The organism is Chryseobacterium sp. (assembly GCF_019236175.1).
Lineage (GTDB): Bacteria > Bacteroidota > Bacteroidia > Flavobacteriales > Weeksellaceae > Chryseobacterium.
Map to the genome: position 1 here is coordinate 58,778 of NZ_JAFAJM010000016.1, position 15,134 is coordinate 73,911.

17 protein-coding genes are annotated in these 15,134 nt (G+C 36.2%); 10 read left to right on the plus strand and 7 right to left on the minus strand.

The window, feature by feature from the left end; all coding sequences use genetic code 11:
• The first annotated feature begins 13 nt into the window (after positions 1 to 13).
• A complete protein-coding gene (gene rsgA / locus JO178_RS14570; protein ID WP_291937387.1) occupies positions 14 to 940 on the plus strand; it encodes a ribosome small subunit-dependent GTPase A in 927 nt (308 codons plus the stop codon).
• A gap of 585 nt (positions 941 to 1,525) precedes the next feature.
• Complete coding sequence (locus JO178_RS14575; protein ID WP_291937390.1) at positions 1,526 to 1,942, plus strand: nucleoside-diphosphate kinase; 417 nt, start codon at positions 1,526 to 1,528, stop codon at positions 1,940 to 1,942.
• Positions 1,943 to 2,002: 60 nt separating this feature from the next.
• Here JO178_RS14575 and JO178_RS14580 read toward each other — a convergent pair whose 3' ends face one another.
• Positions 2,003 to 3,847: an alpha-L-fucosidase gene (locus JO178_RS14580; protein WP_291937393.1), complete on the minus strand. Its 1,845-nt coding sequence runs from the start codon at positions 3,845 to 3,847 to the stop codon at positions 2,003 to 2,005.
• Between the two features lie 144 nt (positions 3,848 to 3,991).
• Between JO178_RS14580 and JO178_RS14585 the strand changes: the two genes are divergently transcribed.
• Positions 3,992 to 4,126: a hypothetical protein gene (locus tag JO178_RS14585; RefSeq protein WP_291937397.1), complete on the plus strand. Its 135-nt coding sequence runs from the start codon at positions 3,992 to 3,994 to the stop codon at positions 4,124 to 4,126.
• A gap of 18 nt (positions 4,127 to 4,144) precedes the next feature.
• Complete coding sequence (locus JO178_RS14590; RefSeq protein WP_291937400.1) at positions 4,145 to 4,636, plus strand: anthrone oxygenase family protein; 492 nt, start codon at positions 4,145 to 4,147, stop codon at positions 4,634 to 4,636.
• Between the two features lie 221 nt (positions 4,637 to 4,857).
• Here the strand turns inward: JO178_RS14590 and rpe are convergent, their stop codons facing one another.
• The gene (rpe, locus tag JO178_RS14595) at positions 4,858 to 5,508 is read right to left on the minus strand and encodes a ribulose-phosphate 3-epimerase (RefSeq protein WP_291937402.1); all 651 of its coding nucleotides are present in this window, start codon (positions 5,506 to 5,508) and stop codon (positions 4,858 to 4,860) included.
• A gap of 110 nt (positions 5,509 to 5,618) precedes the next feature.
• A complete protein-coding gene (locus JO178_RS14600) occupies positions 5,619 to 6,692 on the minus strand; it encodes a M42 family peptidase (RefSeq protein WP_291937404.1) in 1,074 nt (357 codons plus the stop codon).
• A 51-nt stretch (positions 6,693 to 6,743) separates the two neighbouring features.
• Between JO178_RS14600 and JO178_RS14605 the strand changes: the two genes are divergently transcribed.
• A complete protein-coding gene (locus tag JO178_RS14605; RefSeq protein WP_291937406.1) occupies positions 6,744 to 7,448 on the plus strand; it encodes a DUF4294 domain-containing protein in 705 nt (234 codons plus the stop codon).
• Positions 7,449 to 7,476: 28 nt separating this feature from the next.
• Here JO178_RS14605 and JO178_RS14610 read toward each other — a convergent pair whose 3' ends face one another.
• Entirely contained in the window at positions 7,477 to 7,893 is a 417-nt protein-coding gene (locus JO178_RS14610) for an NUDIX hydrolase (RefSeq protein WP_291937408.1), read from the minus strand.
• A gap of 121 nt (positions 7,894 to 8,014) precedes the next feature.
• Complete coding sequence (gene mnmD / locus JO178_RS14615) at positions 8,015 to 8,689, minus strand: tRNA (5-methylaminomethyl-2-thiouridine)(34)-methyltransferase MnmD (RefSeq protein WP_291937411.1); 675 nt, start codon at positions 8,687 to 8,689, stop codon at positions 8,015 to 8,017.
• An 85-nt stretch (positions 8,690 to 8,774) separates the two neighbouring features.
• Between mnmD and JO178_RS14620 the strand changes: the two genes are divergently transcribed.
• The 5 genes from JO178_RS14620 to JO178_RS14640 all read left to right on the plus strand — a co-directional run bounded on the left by JO178_RS14620 (position 8,775) and on the right by JO178_RS14640 (position 12,633).
• Complete coding sequence (locus JO178_RS14620; protein WP_291937414.1) at positions 8,775 to 9,845, plus strand: branched-chain amino acid aminotransferase; 1,071 nt, start codon at positions 8,775 to 8,777, stop codon at positions 9,843 to 9,845.
• 185 nt (positions 9,846 to 10,030) lie between these two features.
• Complete coding sequence (locus JO178_RS14625; protein ID WP_291937417.1) at positions 10,031 to 10,543, plus strand: hypothetical protein; 513 nt, start codon at positions 10,031 to 10,033, stop codon at positions 10,541 to 10,543.
• Between the two features lie 81 nt (positions 10,544 to 10,624).
• A complete protein-coding gene (locus JO178_RS14630; RefSeq protein WP_291937474.1) occupies positions 10,625 to 11,662 on the plus strand; it encodes a peptidylprolyl isomerase in 1,038 nt (345 codons plus the stop codon).
• 71 nt (positions 11,663 to 11,733) lie between these two features.
• Positions 11,734 to 12,321: a hypothetical protein gene (locus JO178_RS14635; protein WP_291937420.1), complete on the plus strand. Its 588-nt coding sequence runs from the start codon at positions 11,734 to 11,736 to the stop codon at positions 12,319 to 12,321.
• Positions 12,322 to 12,411: 90 nt separating this feature from the next.
• A complete protein-coding gene (locus tag JO178_RS14640) occupies positions 12,412 to 12,633 on the plus strand; it encodes a hypothetical protein (RefSeq protein ID WP_291937422.1) in 222 nt (73 codons plus the stop codon).
• A gap of 99 nt (positions 12,634 to 12,732) precedes the next feature.
• Here the strand turns inward: JO178_RS14640 and JO178_RS14645 are convergent, their stop codons facing one another.
• The gene (locus JO178_RS14645; protein WP_291937424.1) at positions 12,733 to 12,963 is read right to left on the minus strand and encodes a hypothetical protein; all 231 of its coding nucleotides are present in this window, start codon (positions 12,961 to 12,963) and stop codon (positions 12,733 to 12,735) included.
• A gap of 812 nt (positions 12,964 to 13,775) precedes the next feature.
• Entirely contained in the window at positions 13,776 to 15,134 is a 1,359-nt protein-coding gene (locus JO178_RS14650; protein WP_291937427.1) for a M20/M25/M40 family metallo-hydrolase, read from the minus strand.

The window sequence follows — 15,134 nt, forward strand, 5'->3', positions numbered from 1 at the left end:
CACCATATTATCTATGAAAGGAAAAATCATTAAATCTACAGGCAGCTGGTACCAGGTTTTGGAATTGGAAACCAATAAAATCTTCGAAGCCAGAATTCGGGGAAAATTCAAACTGATTAAGACAAGGCTTACCAATCCGCTTGCTGTAGGGGATTTTGTTGAATTTCAGCTGGAACAGGATGATATTGCCTGGATTACCAAAATAGAACCACGCAGAAATTACCTGATCAGAAAATCGGTCAATTTGTCAAAAGAAGCCCATATTATCGCTTCCAATATTGATCTCGCCTGTTTTATTTTTACGTTGAAGCACCCTGAAACATCCCTTGGATTTTTGGACAGATTTTTAGCTTGTTGTGAAGCGTATAATATTACCCCTTTAATTCTGTTCAATAAAATTGATGTTTTGCATGAAGAGGAAATTGAAATTGTAAAGGATATTGAGTTTCTTTATCAGGAGATAGGGTATGAAACGCTGGAGATTTCCTCCTATTCCCGTTTAAATCTGGATCAGCTTCAGGAGATTCTTAAAGATAGAACTTCTGTTTTTTTCGGTCATTCCGGTTGTGGAAAATCAACATTAGTGAATGCATTACAACCCGGATTAAACCTTAAAACATCTGAGATTTCAGATACCCATCTTAAAGGAAAACATACCACTACTTTTGCACAAATGCATTTCTGGGATTTTGGCGGGAATGTGATTGATACACCCGGAGTTCGTGAGTTTGCAATGATCGATATTGAAAAAGAGGAAGTACAGCATTACTTTCCTGAGATTTTTAAAAAAAGAGAAGAATGTAAATTTCATAATTGCCTTCATATCAATGAACCTAAATGTGCCGTTATTGATGCTCTTGAAACCGGAGAAATTCAGCATTCCCGATATGCTACTTATATAAAGCTGATGGACGAGGCGGAAGAGGCTTCTCAAAAATAAATGATTTCATCTATAAATATACAGACAGATTGCCGGACGGTGATCTGTTTTTTTGTATTACGAAACGTTTGTTTTCTTTGAGAGTACCAAAAAGTATATGAACAAAATTTTTTATTGACTGAAAATATTTTTTTTAGTCAGATTCAGATTTTCTGAGTTTTTACCCGAAATTATGGGTGACATAAGAATAACTCTACTTTTTTGACATAGATATTTTGGCGCATTTTGTGCCATTAAAGCTGACAGAAAGCATATATTGACGGAATTATTGGATTTTGGAAATTATCTCATTAATTGAAATAAAAACAATAAGATGCCAATGTGGTTTTTTATGAGTTTTAATTTTATTAAATCCGCAATAAAATCATTGAATTGTTACGAATAAAAAACCCAGCCGAAGCTGGGTAAAAACTAATAACCATGAAAACTCAAATTAAACATGAGAATCGCAATAGAATAAACAATTACTGTGCCAAAGTTTGGTTTACCATTTCTTAATAAAAGTTATTTTTATGTTAAAAAAAAATTAAAATAAAAATCAAAGATATTTTTTGTAATTTTGCGCCATTAAAAAAATATACATTTATGTCTAACATTACATTCACTATGATTAAGCCTGATGCAGTTGCTGACGGACATATCGGTGCTATATTAGGTAAGATTGCAGAAGGAGGTTTTAAAATCAAAGCTTTGAAATTAACTCAGCTTACAGTAGCTGACGCTAAAAAATTCTACGAAGTACACGCTGAAAGACCATTTTATGGTGAGCTTGTGGAATTCATGAGTTCAGGTCCTATCGTTGCTGCGGTTTTAGAAAAAGAAAATGCAGTTGAAGACTTCAGAACATTAATCGGTTCTACAAATCCTGCAGAAGCTGCAGAAGGAACAATCAGAAAAATGTTTGCAAGAAGCATTGGTGAGAACGCTGTTCACGGATCAGATTCTAACGAAAATGCTCTTATCGAAGCTCAATTCCACTTTTCAGGAAGAGAGATTTTCTAAGAAAACTGACTTACAAAATAAAAACTCCGGAGAATTTTCTCCGGAGTTTATTTTTTATCCCTACAGATTATTTTCAATCGCTCCGATTTTTTCTCTGTAGAGTTCAACGGGTTTGTCAAACAGGACAGCAATAACGGTCATGTTTTTATCAAGTCTTTCCCTGGGAATGTTGATGTAGATAATCCCGGGTCTGTCACTCCAGTACAGTTTATTATAAATATCGTGATTCAGTAAAGTTCCTTCTCCGACGATTCTTATTCTTGCAATTTCGTTTTTTATTCCTTTTAAAGCAATCGGTCCGGTAGGTTCGCCTTCTACAAAAAGATAAAGGGTTTGTTTATCCTTTGAAAGAGCACTCATTCCAGAGTAATGGCCTTCTGGCAATCCTTTGTCTGTATCAAAAAGAGCTTCCGCATGTTTGTTGATCCATTGTAGTGTTTCAGGATTGGTTTTGGGTATTTTGGAAAATTGTAAGGCTGTTCCGTCGCTGCTAAAGCCGGAATTGATGAATAAATGATCTCCGTTATGGGTGGTTTCCGCAATATTATATGCAGCTTCCTGTGTGCTTTTTTGAGTAAGTAGAGCCGGAATTGAATATTTTTCTTTTGTTATTTCGTTAAGAAATGAAGGCGGGGTCTCAAAGCTAAGCTCAACAACAGTTACATCTTTGTCAAATTGTAGATTGGTGAAATGAAGACTGAGATTTCGGTCTTTATAATCCATTTTAATGCTTGCTTCAGGGGAACCTATAACTTTTACAGAAGCAGGTTTTGTATCGAGTCCATAAATTTTCACCATACTTTTAGCCTCCTCTAAATAAAGGAATATTGATTTTCTGGAAGCAGAAAAAGCGGATTTTCCTTTATAATTTTCAAAAGGAATACCTCGATCTGTATTGTAAATAGCGTTTTTGTTCTTGGAAGTCCATCTGCCAAGACTTTTTAAGATATTCATCTGTTGTTCGGGAATTGTTCCGTCTGCTTTTGGACCGATATCAAGCAGTAAATTTCCGCCCATGCTGATAACATCTGCCAGCGTACGAATGATCATATTGGGAGTTTTGTAATGGGTATCATAGGGCTGATATCCCCATGAATCATTCATGGTATAGCAGAGTTCCCAATATGGATTTTGGGGAGCTGTAACAGGAATTCCCTGTTCGGGAGTGTCATAATCACCATGAGTTGTCAGTCTGGAATTAATGATGATATCCGGGTTGTGTTGTCGTAAAATCTGTAAAGTCCGGGAGGTATTCCATTCTTCAGACTTATGCTCCCAATCTCCGTCAAACCATAATAGGTCTGGTTTATACTGAGAAGAAAGCTCATTTAATTGAGTTTGATAATAGGTGATGAAGTTTTGCCAGCGTGTAGGGTCATCTTTTATTTCATACCTTTTTTTTGTGCGGGTATTGATGTCGTAATACGGGTGGCTCCAGTCCGGAAGAGAGAAATAAAGACCTGTTTTTAATCCGGATTTTTTAAGACTTGAGATAAAGGGGCTTAAAACATCTTTTTTTGCTAAAGAATTTTCCGGTATGGTGGTGGCTTTGTCGGCTTTAGAATTCCAGAGAGCAACACCATCATGATGTTTGGTTGTGATGACGGCATATTTTGCTCCTGAGTTCCTGATCAGTTCAACCCATTGCTCAGGCTGATAACCGGATGCTGAAAAGCCGTTCAGCTGCTTCATGTAATTTTCATAATTGATATAATTATTGAAGAATGACCATGATTCGGGAATACCATTGACTGAATAAATTCCCCAATGAATAAAAATGCCCAGTTTGGCATTTTTAAACCATTCCATTTTTTTATTATGGTCTGTAGACTGAGCCTGTATGTTGATGCTGCATACCGAAACTGCTATCCCAAGGAAAGCCGCTTTTATCAGCGTATTTCTCATTTTTAAATTTTAATGATAAATATAATTAAAGAATATCTATTTTTCGAATATCTTCCCGAAACGTTTGTGTTATAAAAATAAAATTGTAGAAAATTGTAAATTTTCAACAGCAAATAATTGTATTTTTAATGAAGGCAGCAAGGGGTGAAAAGATCATTCCTGAAAGGGGAAGATGGTATTGATGATGAGCAGGTACAATTTTACTTTCTTTATTTTAAACCTGAAAAGAAAATAGCTCTGATGCTTCCGGAAATTGTTAAGAAATGGAATCTTTATTAACCATAAAAACAAATATATATGAAAATGGCAACAGTATTATTATTGATCACTGCTGTGCTTACCGCTTTAATTGCGGGGCTTTTTTATGCCTATTCCTGTTCTGTAGTTTTGGGATTGGGAAAGCTGTCTGATAGTGAATATCTGAGAGCGATGCAAAGTATTAACCGTGAAATACTGAATCCTGTATTCTTTATGAGTTTTATAGGAACAGCAGTTCTTCTTCCGGTATCCGTATTTGTATTTCGGGGGCAGCAGCCGGTATTTATTTTCCTTTTGTTGGCCACACTGGCCTATCTGATTGGTGTTTTTGGAGTTACCGCTGCAGGAAATGTTCCGATGAATGATTTCCTTGATAAGTTTGATATTTCAGGCGCTACGTCTGAAGCTGTTAAGCAAATGCGTGAACATTTTGAAAATAAGTGGAATTTTTTAAATAATATTCGATCTGTCTTTGCGGTAGTGAGTGTCATTCTTGTTATTTGTGCATGTATCTGGAATAGAGAAGCGTGAAATAATAAAGGATTTGAGTAAAAATACCAGGTGGCAGATTAGGTATTTCTACTGATGAATATATAGAATTTTATCAGGAAATTTGTATTGTTATCAGGAGGGAATAAGAATGATAATACATTAAACAAGTCAATAGCTAATAACCACAGCGATTCAAAATTCCAAAATGAGAAAAAGGCAGCCTGTAAGGACTGCCTTTTTCTGTATCGGTGATATTATATTTATATTTTTAGAAGCTCGATGGTTCTTTCCGGGCTTTCTGCAGAGAAAACTGCATTTCCGGCAACCAATACATCCGCTCCGGCTTCGAAAAGTTTAGATGCGTTATCAAGGTTTACACCTCCGTCCACTTCAATAAGAGCTGTAGAATTATTGCTTAGAATCAGATCCTTGGTTTCAGCAATCTTCTTATAGGTATTTTCAATAAATTTTTGACCTCCGAATCCTGGATTTACACTCATTAATAATACAAGATCAACATCTGCAATGATATCTTCAAGCATTAAAACAGGAGTAGAGGGATTTAAAACAACACCTGCTTTCGCTCCCTTACTTTGGATGTGGTGAATAGTTCTGTGAAGATGTGTACATGCTTCATAATGTATGGAAATAAGGTCTGCTCCATGATCGATAAATTCATCAACATATTTTTCCGGTTCCACGATCATTAAGTGAACGTCTACAAATTTTTTAGCATGTTGCTGAACGGTTTTCATGACAGGGAAACCGAATGAAATGTTGGGAACAAATCGGCCGTCCATGACATCAATATGAAACCAGTCGGCCTGAGATCTGTTGAGCATCTCAATGTCTCTTTGCAGATTCCCGAAGTCTGCGGATAATAGGGAAGGAGCAATAAGCTTCGTTTTCATTTTTACTTATTAATTAGATTTCAGATAAAAAATATCAGATATCAGATTTGAAAACTTAATGTAGTTTATGAAGTCTTGCATCTGGTATCTGGCATCTTCTGTCTTATTTTTTAGTGGTATTTCAGTTTCATTTCCGGGGTAATCTTAAGAAGTGTTTCGTAGATTAACTGGATAACGTTGCCTACATCTTCTTTGGACACCATTTCTACGGTCGTGTGCATATAGCGCAAAGGTAAGGAAATTAAAGCACTCGGAACTCCGCCATTAGAATGGGCAAAAGCATCGGTATCAGTTCCTGTAGCTCTGCTTGCAGCTGCTCTTTGATAAGGGATTTTTTTAGCTTTTGCAGTATCTATGATGAGCTCTCTGATGGTATGATGCACGCTTGGTGCGAAGAATACTACAGGCCCGGCTCCACATTTTTGATCTCCTTCTTTCTTTTTTTCGATCATGGGAGTGGTGGTGTCATGAGTGACATCTGTTACAATAGCAATATTAGGCTTAATGGTGTCTGCGATCATATCTGCGCCGTACAGTCCGACTTCTTCCTGAACAGAATTGGTAATATACAGACCAAATGGTAATAATTTTTTATTTTCTTTTAAGAGCCTTGCTACTTCAGCAATCATGAACCCCCCGATTCTGTTGTCCAGTGCTCTGCAGACAAAATATCTGTCGTTCATTTCAAAGAACTCATCCGGGTAAGTAATCATGCAGCCTACATAAATCCCCATTTTTTCAACTTCTTCTTTTGAAGTAGCCCCACAATCGATGAATATATTTTCAATTTTTGGAGTAGGTTCATCCTGATTGCTTCTGGTATGAATGGCAGGCCATCCGAATACTCCTTTTACAATTCCCTTCTCTCCATGAATATGAACCACTTTAGATGGAGCAATGGTCTGATCTGAACCTCCGTTTCTGATCACATAAATCAAACCGTCATCCGTAATATAGTTTACATACCAGGAAATTTCATCTGCATGAGCCTCAATCACCACTTTAAATTCTGCTTCCGGATTAATGATGCCATAGCAGGTTCCGTAATGATCCACTTCAATTTTATCTACATAAGGTCTGATGTAATCCATCCATACTTCCTGTCCTTTGTGTTCGTAACCTGTTGGAGATGAAGTGTTTAAATATTTTTCTAAAAATTTTAAAGATTTCTTTTCAAATTTCATAAAAAGGAATGATTTTTGCGTTCAATTTTTGTTCTTATAAGTGTAAAAATAATGAATTTTAGTAAGATTATCTGCCTTTTTATTTTCTTTTTTGGGATCAGTGTTTTTGGTCAAAAGGATACTATAGTGGCAAAACCTCTTAACCAGTATCCGGCTGAATCTTTGAAAGTAGATGAATTTGGTAATAAATACTATTACGACGAACAGCAGAAAGTTAAAATCTATGAGATTAACGGAGAGCCTGTGGTAGTAATGGATGAATTGATTTTGGTGAATAAGCCAAGATTTAATAATCAGCTGGATAAGAATTACTATTATTTCTTAAATAAAAAGCTGTACAGAGTATACCCGCTATTTGTAACAGCTTTGCAACAGTACCGGGATATTCAAAAGGATATGAATAACCTGGATAGTAAAGCCAAAAGAAAATTTGTAAGAGAAAGACAAAATATGCTGGCTGATCAGTATGAGAAACAACTGCGGGATCTTACCACCACGGAAGGGCAGGTTTTTGCTAAACTGATGAACAGAGCTACCGGTAAAAATGTGTTCGAAATTATCAGAGAATTAAGAGGCGGATGGAGCGCTTTCTGGTGGAATGTAAAAGGAAAGATGGCAGATATTGATCTGAAAGAAGAATATGACCCTCATAACAACAGAAGCGATGAGTTTGTAGAGTCTCTGCTGCAGTCTAACTGGAATTCCGGATACCTGAAGCCCTATCCCGGAGCCAATCAATTTAAAGTTAAAAAATAAAATATAAAATATAAAATTCCTGTAAGTCTTACAGGAATTTTTCTTTTAATTTATCGAATACAATCTTGTCTATCGGAAGAGGAAAGGGATTGTCCGGCCTGTCGATAGCCATCCATTCTGTTTTCTCAATACAGGGGTCCATGATCAGGAAGTCTTCTTCATTAATGATATTTACAATATAATAGATGGTTAGAAGCTGCTCGTTTTCTCTGAATCTGGAAACCAGAAAGTTTTCCTGGGTATAAAAATGCTCTACAATATCAATTTTCACATTGAGCTCCTCATCAAATTCACGATGAAGACATTCTAACGCTCCTTCACCATATTCTAAACCACCTCCGGGAAATTTCACTAAAGGTTCACCGGCGTATTCTTCAAATAAAGTCAGGACTTTTTTATCCTTTACAGCACAGCCATACACTCTAATGTTGATCTTGTCTATCATATATATATGTATAATGTTTTTGTAGAGCTAATGTAAGGAAATTTATAGAGAAGTCAGAAGCTGAAAGTTATAAATTAGTTTTGAAAACAGATCCTAATCTCCGGTTTCTAATTTCTGACTTCTATAACTTGGTTGCATTGATCATTTCCCTTTTTCCGGGAGGTCCCTGCTTTTTTTCTACTTTAAAATTAAGTTCCTGAAGGATTCTTCTTACGCTGCCTTTAGAAGAATAAGTTGTTAATAATCCGTTAATGGCCATTTTGTCAGAAACCATTTCAAAAAGCGGTTTTTCCCATAGGTCTGGCTGTGCTCTGGCTCCAAAACAATCAAAGTACACCAAATCTATTTTGGGCAATTCCGTGTTCTTTAGGTCGAAAAAATCACATTCTATCTTTTTTAAGTTGAAACCACTAATGATTTCAACTGATTTTTCCCAATCTGACAGATGAATTTTCTGATAAATATTTTTAAACTCAGGGTTATTAAAAAGTTCAAAATAGGCTAAATCGTTTACTTCTGATTCATTTATGGGGTATTTTTCGAGCGAAAAATAATTGATGACATGATTTTTGTCAGTTTTTAAATATTCATTAATTGTCACCAAAACATTCAAACCTGTCCCAAAACCGAGTTCTAAAATATTAATTTCGTAATTATCAACAAGATTTAGTCCGTTTTTAATAAACACATGTTCTGCTTCCTGTAATGCACCGTGGTGTGAATGATAGTTTTCGTTTAAGCTACTGATAAACAATGTTTTACTGCCGTCTTCTGTTGTCTTAATTTCTCTTTTCAAGCTATTTTTTTGTCAAATTTACTCTAAAATTTTTATATTTAGAAAATTATGTTAAATTTGTAGAACATCGTAAAAATTTTAAAAAATGATAATTCAAAAAACTGAAAACTCCAGAATTTCTACATTTGACCCTAACAATTTTTCATTTGGTGGTACTTTCATTGATCATATGATTATATGTGAGTATGAAGACGGAAAATGGGGTGATGTAAAATTAGTTCCTTACGGTCCGATACCATTTACGCCTGCCATGATGGGAGTAAACTATGGACAAGCTTGTTTTGAAGGTATGAAAGCCTATAAAGACAAAGACGGGCAGGTTTTCCTTTTCAGGCCTGAAAAGAATTTTGAACGTATCAATAAGTCAGCGAAGCGTCTTGCTATGCCTGAGGTGACTGAGGAAATGTTTTTAGACGGATTAAAAGCATTAGTAGATATAGACAGAGAGTGGATTCCTCAGGGAGAAGGAATGTCATTATATATCAGACCATTGATTTTTGCTACAGAGGAAGCTTTGAAAGCAAGGGTATCTAACAAATATATGTTTGCTATTGTGGCAACACCTGCGAAGAGCTATTATTCAGAACCGGTTTCTGTAAAAATTTCTGACCATTATTCAAGAGCGGCTAACGGAGGAGTAGGTTCTGCTAAAGCAGCTGGAAACTATGCCGCATCGTTCTATCCGACTCAATTAGCTATCGAAGAAGGATATGAGCAAATCATCTGGACTGACGATGCTACTCACGAATATTTCGAAGAGAGTGGTACAATGAATGTGTTTGTAAGAATTAACGATACAATCTTTACTCCTCCGACATCTGAGAAAATTCTTGACGGTGTTACAAGAGACAGTTTCATTCAACTGGCTAAGAAAAGAGGTATTGAAGTAAAAGTAGAGCCGATTCCGGTAAAAACTGTAATCGAAGCTTTGAAAAACGGGGCTCTTAAAGAAGTATGGGGAGTAGGTACAGCAGTTGTAACGACTCAGTTCCAGGCTTTAGGATATCAGGGTGAAAAACTGGAGCTTCCAAGATTATCAGATGAAGAAAGTTATGCAGCTATCCTTAAGAAAGATCTGGTAGATCTTCAAAACAACCTTTCTGAAGATCCGTTCGGATGGAGAGTGGTAGTGGACCATGCTTTGGAAACAGTTTAGTCTTAATTAAATAAACTATATGAAGGTCGGGAAATATTCCCGGCTTTTTTTGTATTGCTACTTTCTCTTATTGCGGAGTCTTTTAATAATTCACTGTGTAATGGCTGGAGGTATTCATTGTATTCATACATTTCTTCTTCAAGTTTTGTAATTAATTCATGAAATGTGTATTTTCGCATAAGTTTATGAAAAAAATAGTCTTCATATCATTAGTAAGCCTGTTGAGTTGTAACAGGAGCGTTCCGGCAGCTCATCCGCCGGTGGGTGGTGTTTTAAGCCAAAAAGACCTGGATGTTTCCAAAGACAGGATGAGGAATCTTAATGCCATAGAGCGTGGGCAAATTCAGGAATGGATTAACGGACAATCTGTCAGATATTACCCAACTCGGCTTAATTATTGGGTAAGTGTAGATGGTTACGATCAGAGAGAGCAAAGAACGGATAATAGCCCGATTTCTTATTCTTATGATTTGTATGATTTCGATCAGACAAAGATTTATGACCAGCCCATCGAAAGAAGAGATGTCAAATTTGGCCACTTTGACGAACTGAAAGCGGTGGAAAATGCTTTACGTTTTATACATGATGGAGAAGAAGTAACACTTTTGGTACCTTCTTTTTTGGCTTACGGAACTTTTGGAGACGAAAAGAAAATAGATAACGATATTCCATTAATCATAAAATTAAAAGCTTTATAATACATGAAATTGTTTAACAAAAATATAATTCTGGCAGCGGCAAGTATTTCGCTGATGAGTTGTACCCCAATTTATAAAAAAATGAACGTAGACAAAGAAACTTACGAAGGTCTTAATGACGGACTTTATGCAAATATTCAAACGACAAAAGGTAACATGATTGTTAAGTTTGAAGATAAAAAAGCACCTGTAACTGTAGCCAACTTTATCGGACTTGCAGAAGGAAAAATCGATAATAAAGCCAAGGCTAAAGGAGTTCCTTATTATGACGGAACGATTTTCCACAGAGTGATCAAAGATTTCATGATTCAGGGAGGTGATCCTCAGGGAACAGGAATGGGAGATCCGGGATATAAATTCGAAGATGAAAGAAATGACCTTAAACACACAGGGAAAGGGATTCTTTCAATGGCAAACTCAGGACCAAACACGAACGGTTCTCAGTTCTTCATTACTGAAGTAGCTACTCCTTGGTTAGACGGAAGACATACGATCTTCGGTAAAGTGGTAAAAGGGACAGAGGTGATCGATACGATTGCTAATGTAGAAAAAGGAGCTCAGGACAAGCCTAAAACAGATATTGTTTTAGAAAAAGTTTCTATTTTCGGTAAAGGTGATGAATACAAAAACTACGATGCTGCTAAAACTTTTAACGAAGGAAAGGCTAAAATCGCAGAGAACAACAAAGCTTTTATTGCTAAGGAAGAAGCAGATAGAAAGAAAAAAGAAGAAGAATTCAAAGCTAATCAGGAAAAATTAGTAGAAAACTTAAAGGCAGGAATGCAGAAAACAGAATCTGGTCTTTACTATAAAATTACCAAAACTGCTGACGGTAAAACTCCGAAAGCAGGAGATAATGTATCTGTGCACTATGCAGGAAAGCTGGTAGACGGTACTGAATTCGATTCTTCATTCAAAAGAAATGAGCCTATCGAAATTCCAATCGGAATGGGAAGAGTAATCAAAGGATGGGATGAAGGTATCCTTTTATTAAAAGAAGGAGAAACTGCTACTTTATTGATTCCGCCGGCAATGGCTTACGGAGAAAGAGGAGCAGGAGGGGTGATCCCGCCAAATTCTTGGTTGGTATTCGATGTTGAGCTTGTAAAAGTAAAATAATTGAATTTTTTTAATATAGAGCCGCCCCGAAAAGGGTGGCTTTTTTGTGACCGATTTTAATGATAGTGTAGATGAGAATGAAATTAATTGTATTGAGTGTTTCACTTTTTTCAGCTCTGTCCTTTGGGCAGACTAAAAGAGTTGATTACGCAGCTGATCTGAAAAAAGATTTTACCGCTTTTTTCGAAAATATAAAAGAAAAAAATATTGAAAACGCGCTCAGTTTTATGTACCCTAAGTATATCACGGAGGTAACAAGAGAGCAGGCCTTCAGAGTATTGGCTTTATCTTACAATAATCCGGCATTTATTACGGATATTCAGGATTTTAAGATTGGTCATACTGAAAGGGCCACACTGATAAATGGTGAATATTTTTCAGTAACCCATCTTTCATTTACCATGAAGTATAAGGTGGACTGGAGCGTGATTCACAATGTGGAACTTGCAAAACAGAAAATAGGGGATGCTCTGACAGAGCGATATGGAAAGGACCATATTACTTACTTCAGTAACGGGGATTATTACCTGATCAAAGCAGGTATGAAAGTCTGTGGTGTTTCGGAAGATATGAAAAACTGGAAGTTTGTTATTATGGAAAATGACCGCAGATCTGAACTTGCTAAAGTTCTGCCTGAAAAAATTATGAAGAAATTGTAAATGTTACGGATTAAAATACCGTGAAAATACAGGGCTCTGAAAGAACTTATTAGCTTTATCTTTGTTATTCACCAATGAAATAAAAAAGATATGTTTGAGCTGGATTATTCTCTGATAAAACAGGAGATTGAATCTGAAGTATGTGAAGAACATGGCCTGCATCCGGAGTTTGTGAAAACTGATGATGGATTTGGAATAAAAGCCTGTTGTGATCCGTTCAGAATAGAATTAGTGAATAAATCCGAAAAAATAGTCGAGGAAGAAACCAAAAAGTTCCTAGATCAAATGATGAAGGATTTATTTAATGAGTAAATTTTTACGATGTAATAATAATTGTTATTAAAAAAACCGCCCCAAATGAAGGGCGGTTTTTCAGTAAAAGAAAGATTAAAAAGTTATATGTTTCTGCCGTTACCTTTTCTTCATTCCGGTTCCTGCAAGGGAACTGATGAATACAAGACCAAAGCCGATATAAGCGGCAAATGCGGTCAGATATATGATTAAGCTGTTAAAGCTTGGTTTTGAGGTATATACCAATACAGAAAAAGCAGCAAAACTCAATACCAAAAGCAGGCTCCAGATATGCATTTTTGCAGCATCTTCATTTCTCTTAAAAATCATTTCAAAAAAGTCTCTCATCATTACTAATATTTTAAGGGTTATACATTAATTTATATGGATAAGCAGCTGTCTTTCATGGTAAAAAGAATAGAATTCTCTTACTTGGCTAAGGTTCATGGAGACATACCGTTTATTTATAAGATTGTACCCATAGCATTACGCTTGGGGCAGATCAATACAATTTAGAATCATCAATGATTCATGGGTGAAAAGATACCTGTTAGATACGGGGCATATAAATGCTGTGAAAAATCAACCGAGGGTTAATTGATCACGTTCCCGTATCTTTTACGGCATCGTAGAAAAAAAAGGATCATATACTCAGATATGAACTTGAATCAGTGGAAAACTGAAAATCCACAGAAAACCTTTTTTCTCATCCTTAGTGCTTTTTTATAATTTTTTCTCGAAAAAGAACATGCCAATATCATGCCAAACTGTCATTTTATTGATTAACACTTTGTTTGAAAGGTGTGTATTGTTTTGTTATTCAGTGTTTTGAGTCTGTTATTTCCTTAAACGAAGAAAAAGTAATTTTAAATGAGAATCTGATAATGGAAAAGAATATATTGGATATGCAGCTAATTTTCATTTCTAAAAATACCATGCCAGATATAAAACCGTAAAGATCCGTGTATTCCTTTAATGGTAATTTGCCTATATTATAGTATTATAGGGACGGGCTTTAGTCTGTTTATTTATAAATTATTTTTCGCCAAAACCTGTTTTTTTATTTGCCACGAATGCACGGATAAATGAGATCGGAAAAAATAAAAGAGTCCATAAATATTCTTATGGACTCTTTTTTATCTAAACGGATGTGTTATTTAGTATTACCAGTTTTTGTCAATCATATAAATAATTTGAGTCAGTACAGTAGCTCCCAGTAAGAGTTCTCTTCTGTTTACCTTTTCAAAAGTATCTTCTTCTGTATGATGAATATCAAAATACCTTTGCGAATCAGGCATCAGTTCTGCAGCAGGAATTCCCATATCATGAAGCGGATAAAGATCTGTTCCGGAAAATCTTTCGTCAAAATTATAAACTCCGTAGGGAAGGAATAGTTGAGACCAGCTTCTGATCTGATTTCTTTTCGTATCATCCATATCCAGTGCAATTCCTCTTGGCGAGAAACCACCGGCATCTGTTTCTATGGCAAAAAAATGCTTTTCATTTTTTTCTTTGGCTGTTTTACCATACTGAATACCTCCTTTTACTCCGTTTTCTTCGTTGGCGAAGCATACAACCCTGATGGTATGATTATTTTTAATACCCAGCTTTTTGAAAGTTCTCAGGACTTCAATACTCTGAACAATTCCTGCCCCGTCATCATGAGCGCCTTCGCCAACGTCCCATGAGTCAAGGTGTCCGCCAACGACGATTACGCTCTGGTCTTTTTTACCGGTAATTTCACCAATCACGGAGTGGGAGAGTTTTTCACCTTTCATTCCGCAATTAGAATTAAGCTTCGCACTCATCTTTTGGTTTTTCAATAAAGCTTCCAGCTCGTCTGCGGTAGTACTTCCGATGGCAACAGCAGGAACTTTGGGTACATTATCTTCATAACGCATGGCACCGGTATGCGGAACGTCGTCAAAAGCGGAGGATAGAGACCGGATAATAGCGAATTTTCCTCCTTTTTTCGCGGTTAAAGAAGCCGCTGTCGTTCTGTATTTGGCGGCATCACCATATCCTTTAAACGTTTCAATAAATGATTGATTAAAAGGATAATTGAAGAATACAATTTTATCTTTTACTTCTTCTGCGGAAAGCTTGTCATATTCTTCCATAGATTTTACCATGATAATCTCTCCCGAAATATCTTTACCTTTTGTCCCTTCAGAATTTCCTAGGGAAAGCATTTTGAGACTTTTCCATTTTCCGTCAGAGGTTTTGATGTGAAGGGATTCTTTTCCTCTTTCCCAGACCGGGATCATTACTTCCTGAAGCCATACTTTATCTGCACCGGCATCTTTAAGCTTTTGTTCGGCCCATTGTACTGATTTTTCGTAGGCGTTGGAGCCGCTTAAACGGTGTCCGATATTTTTGGTCAGTTCTCGTAATTCATTGTATCCTTTTCCATTGTTTAAAATCTCTACAGAAATCTTTTTGAACTGGATAGAATCTTCTTTGGTCTGGCCAAAGGCTGTTACTCCTAAAAGGAGTACTAGGGTTCCTAATATCTTTTTCAT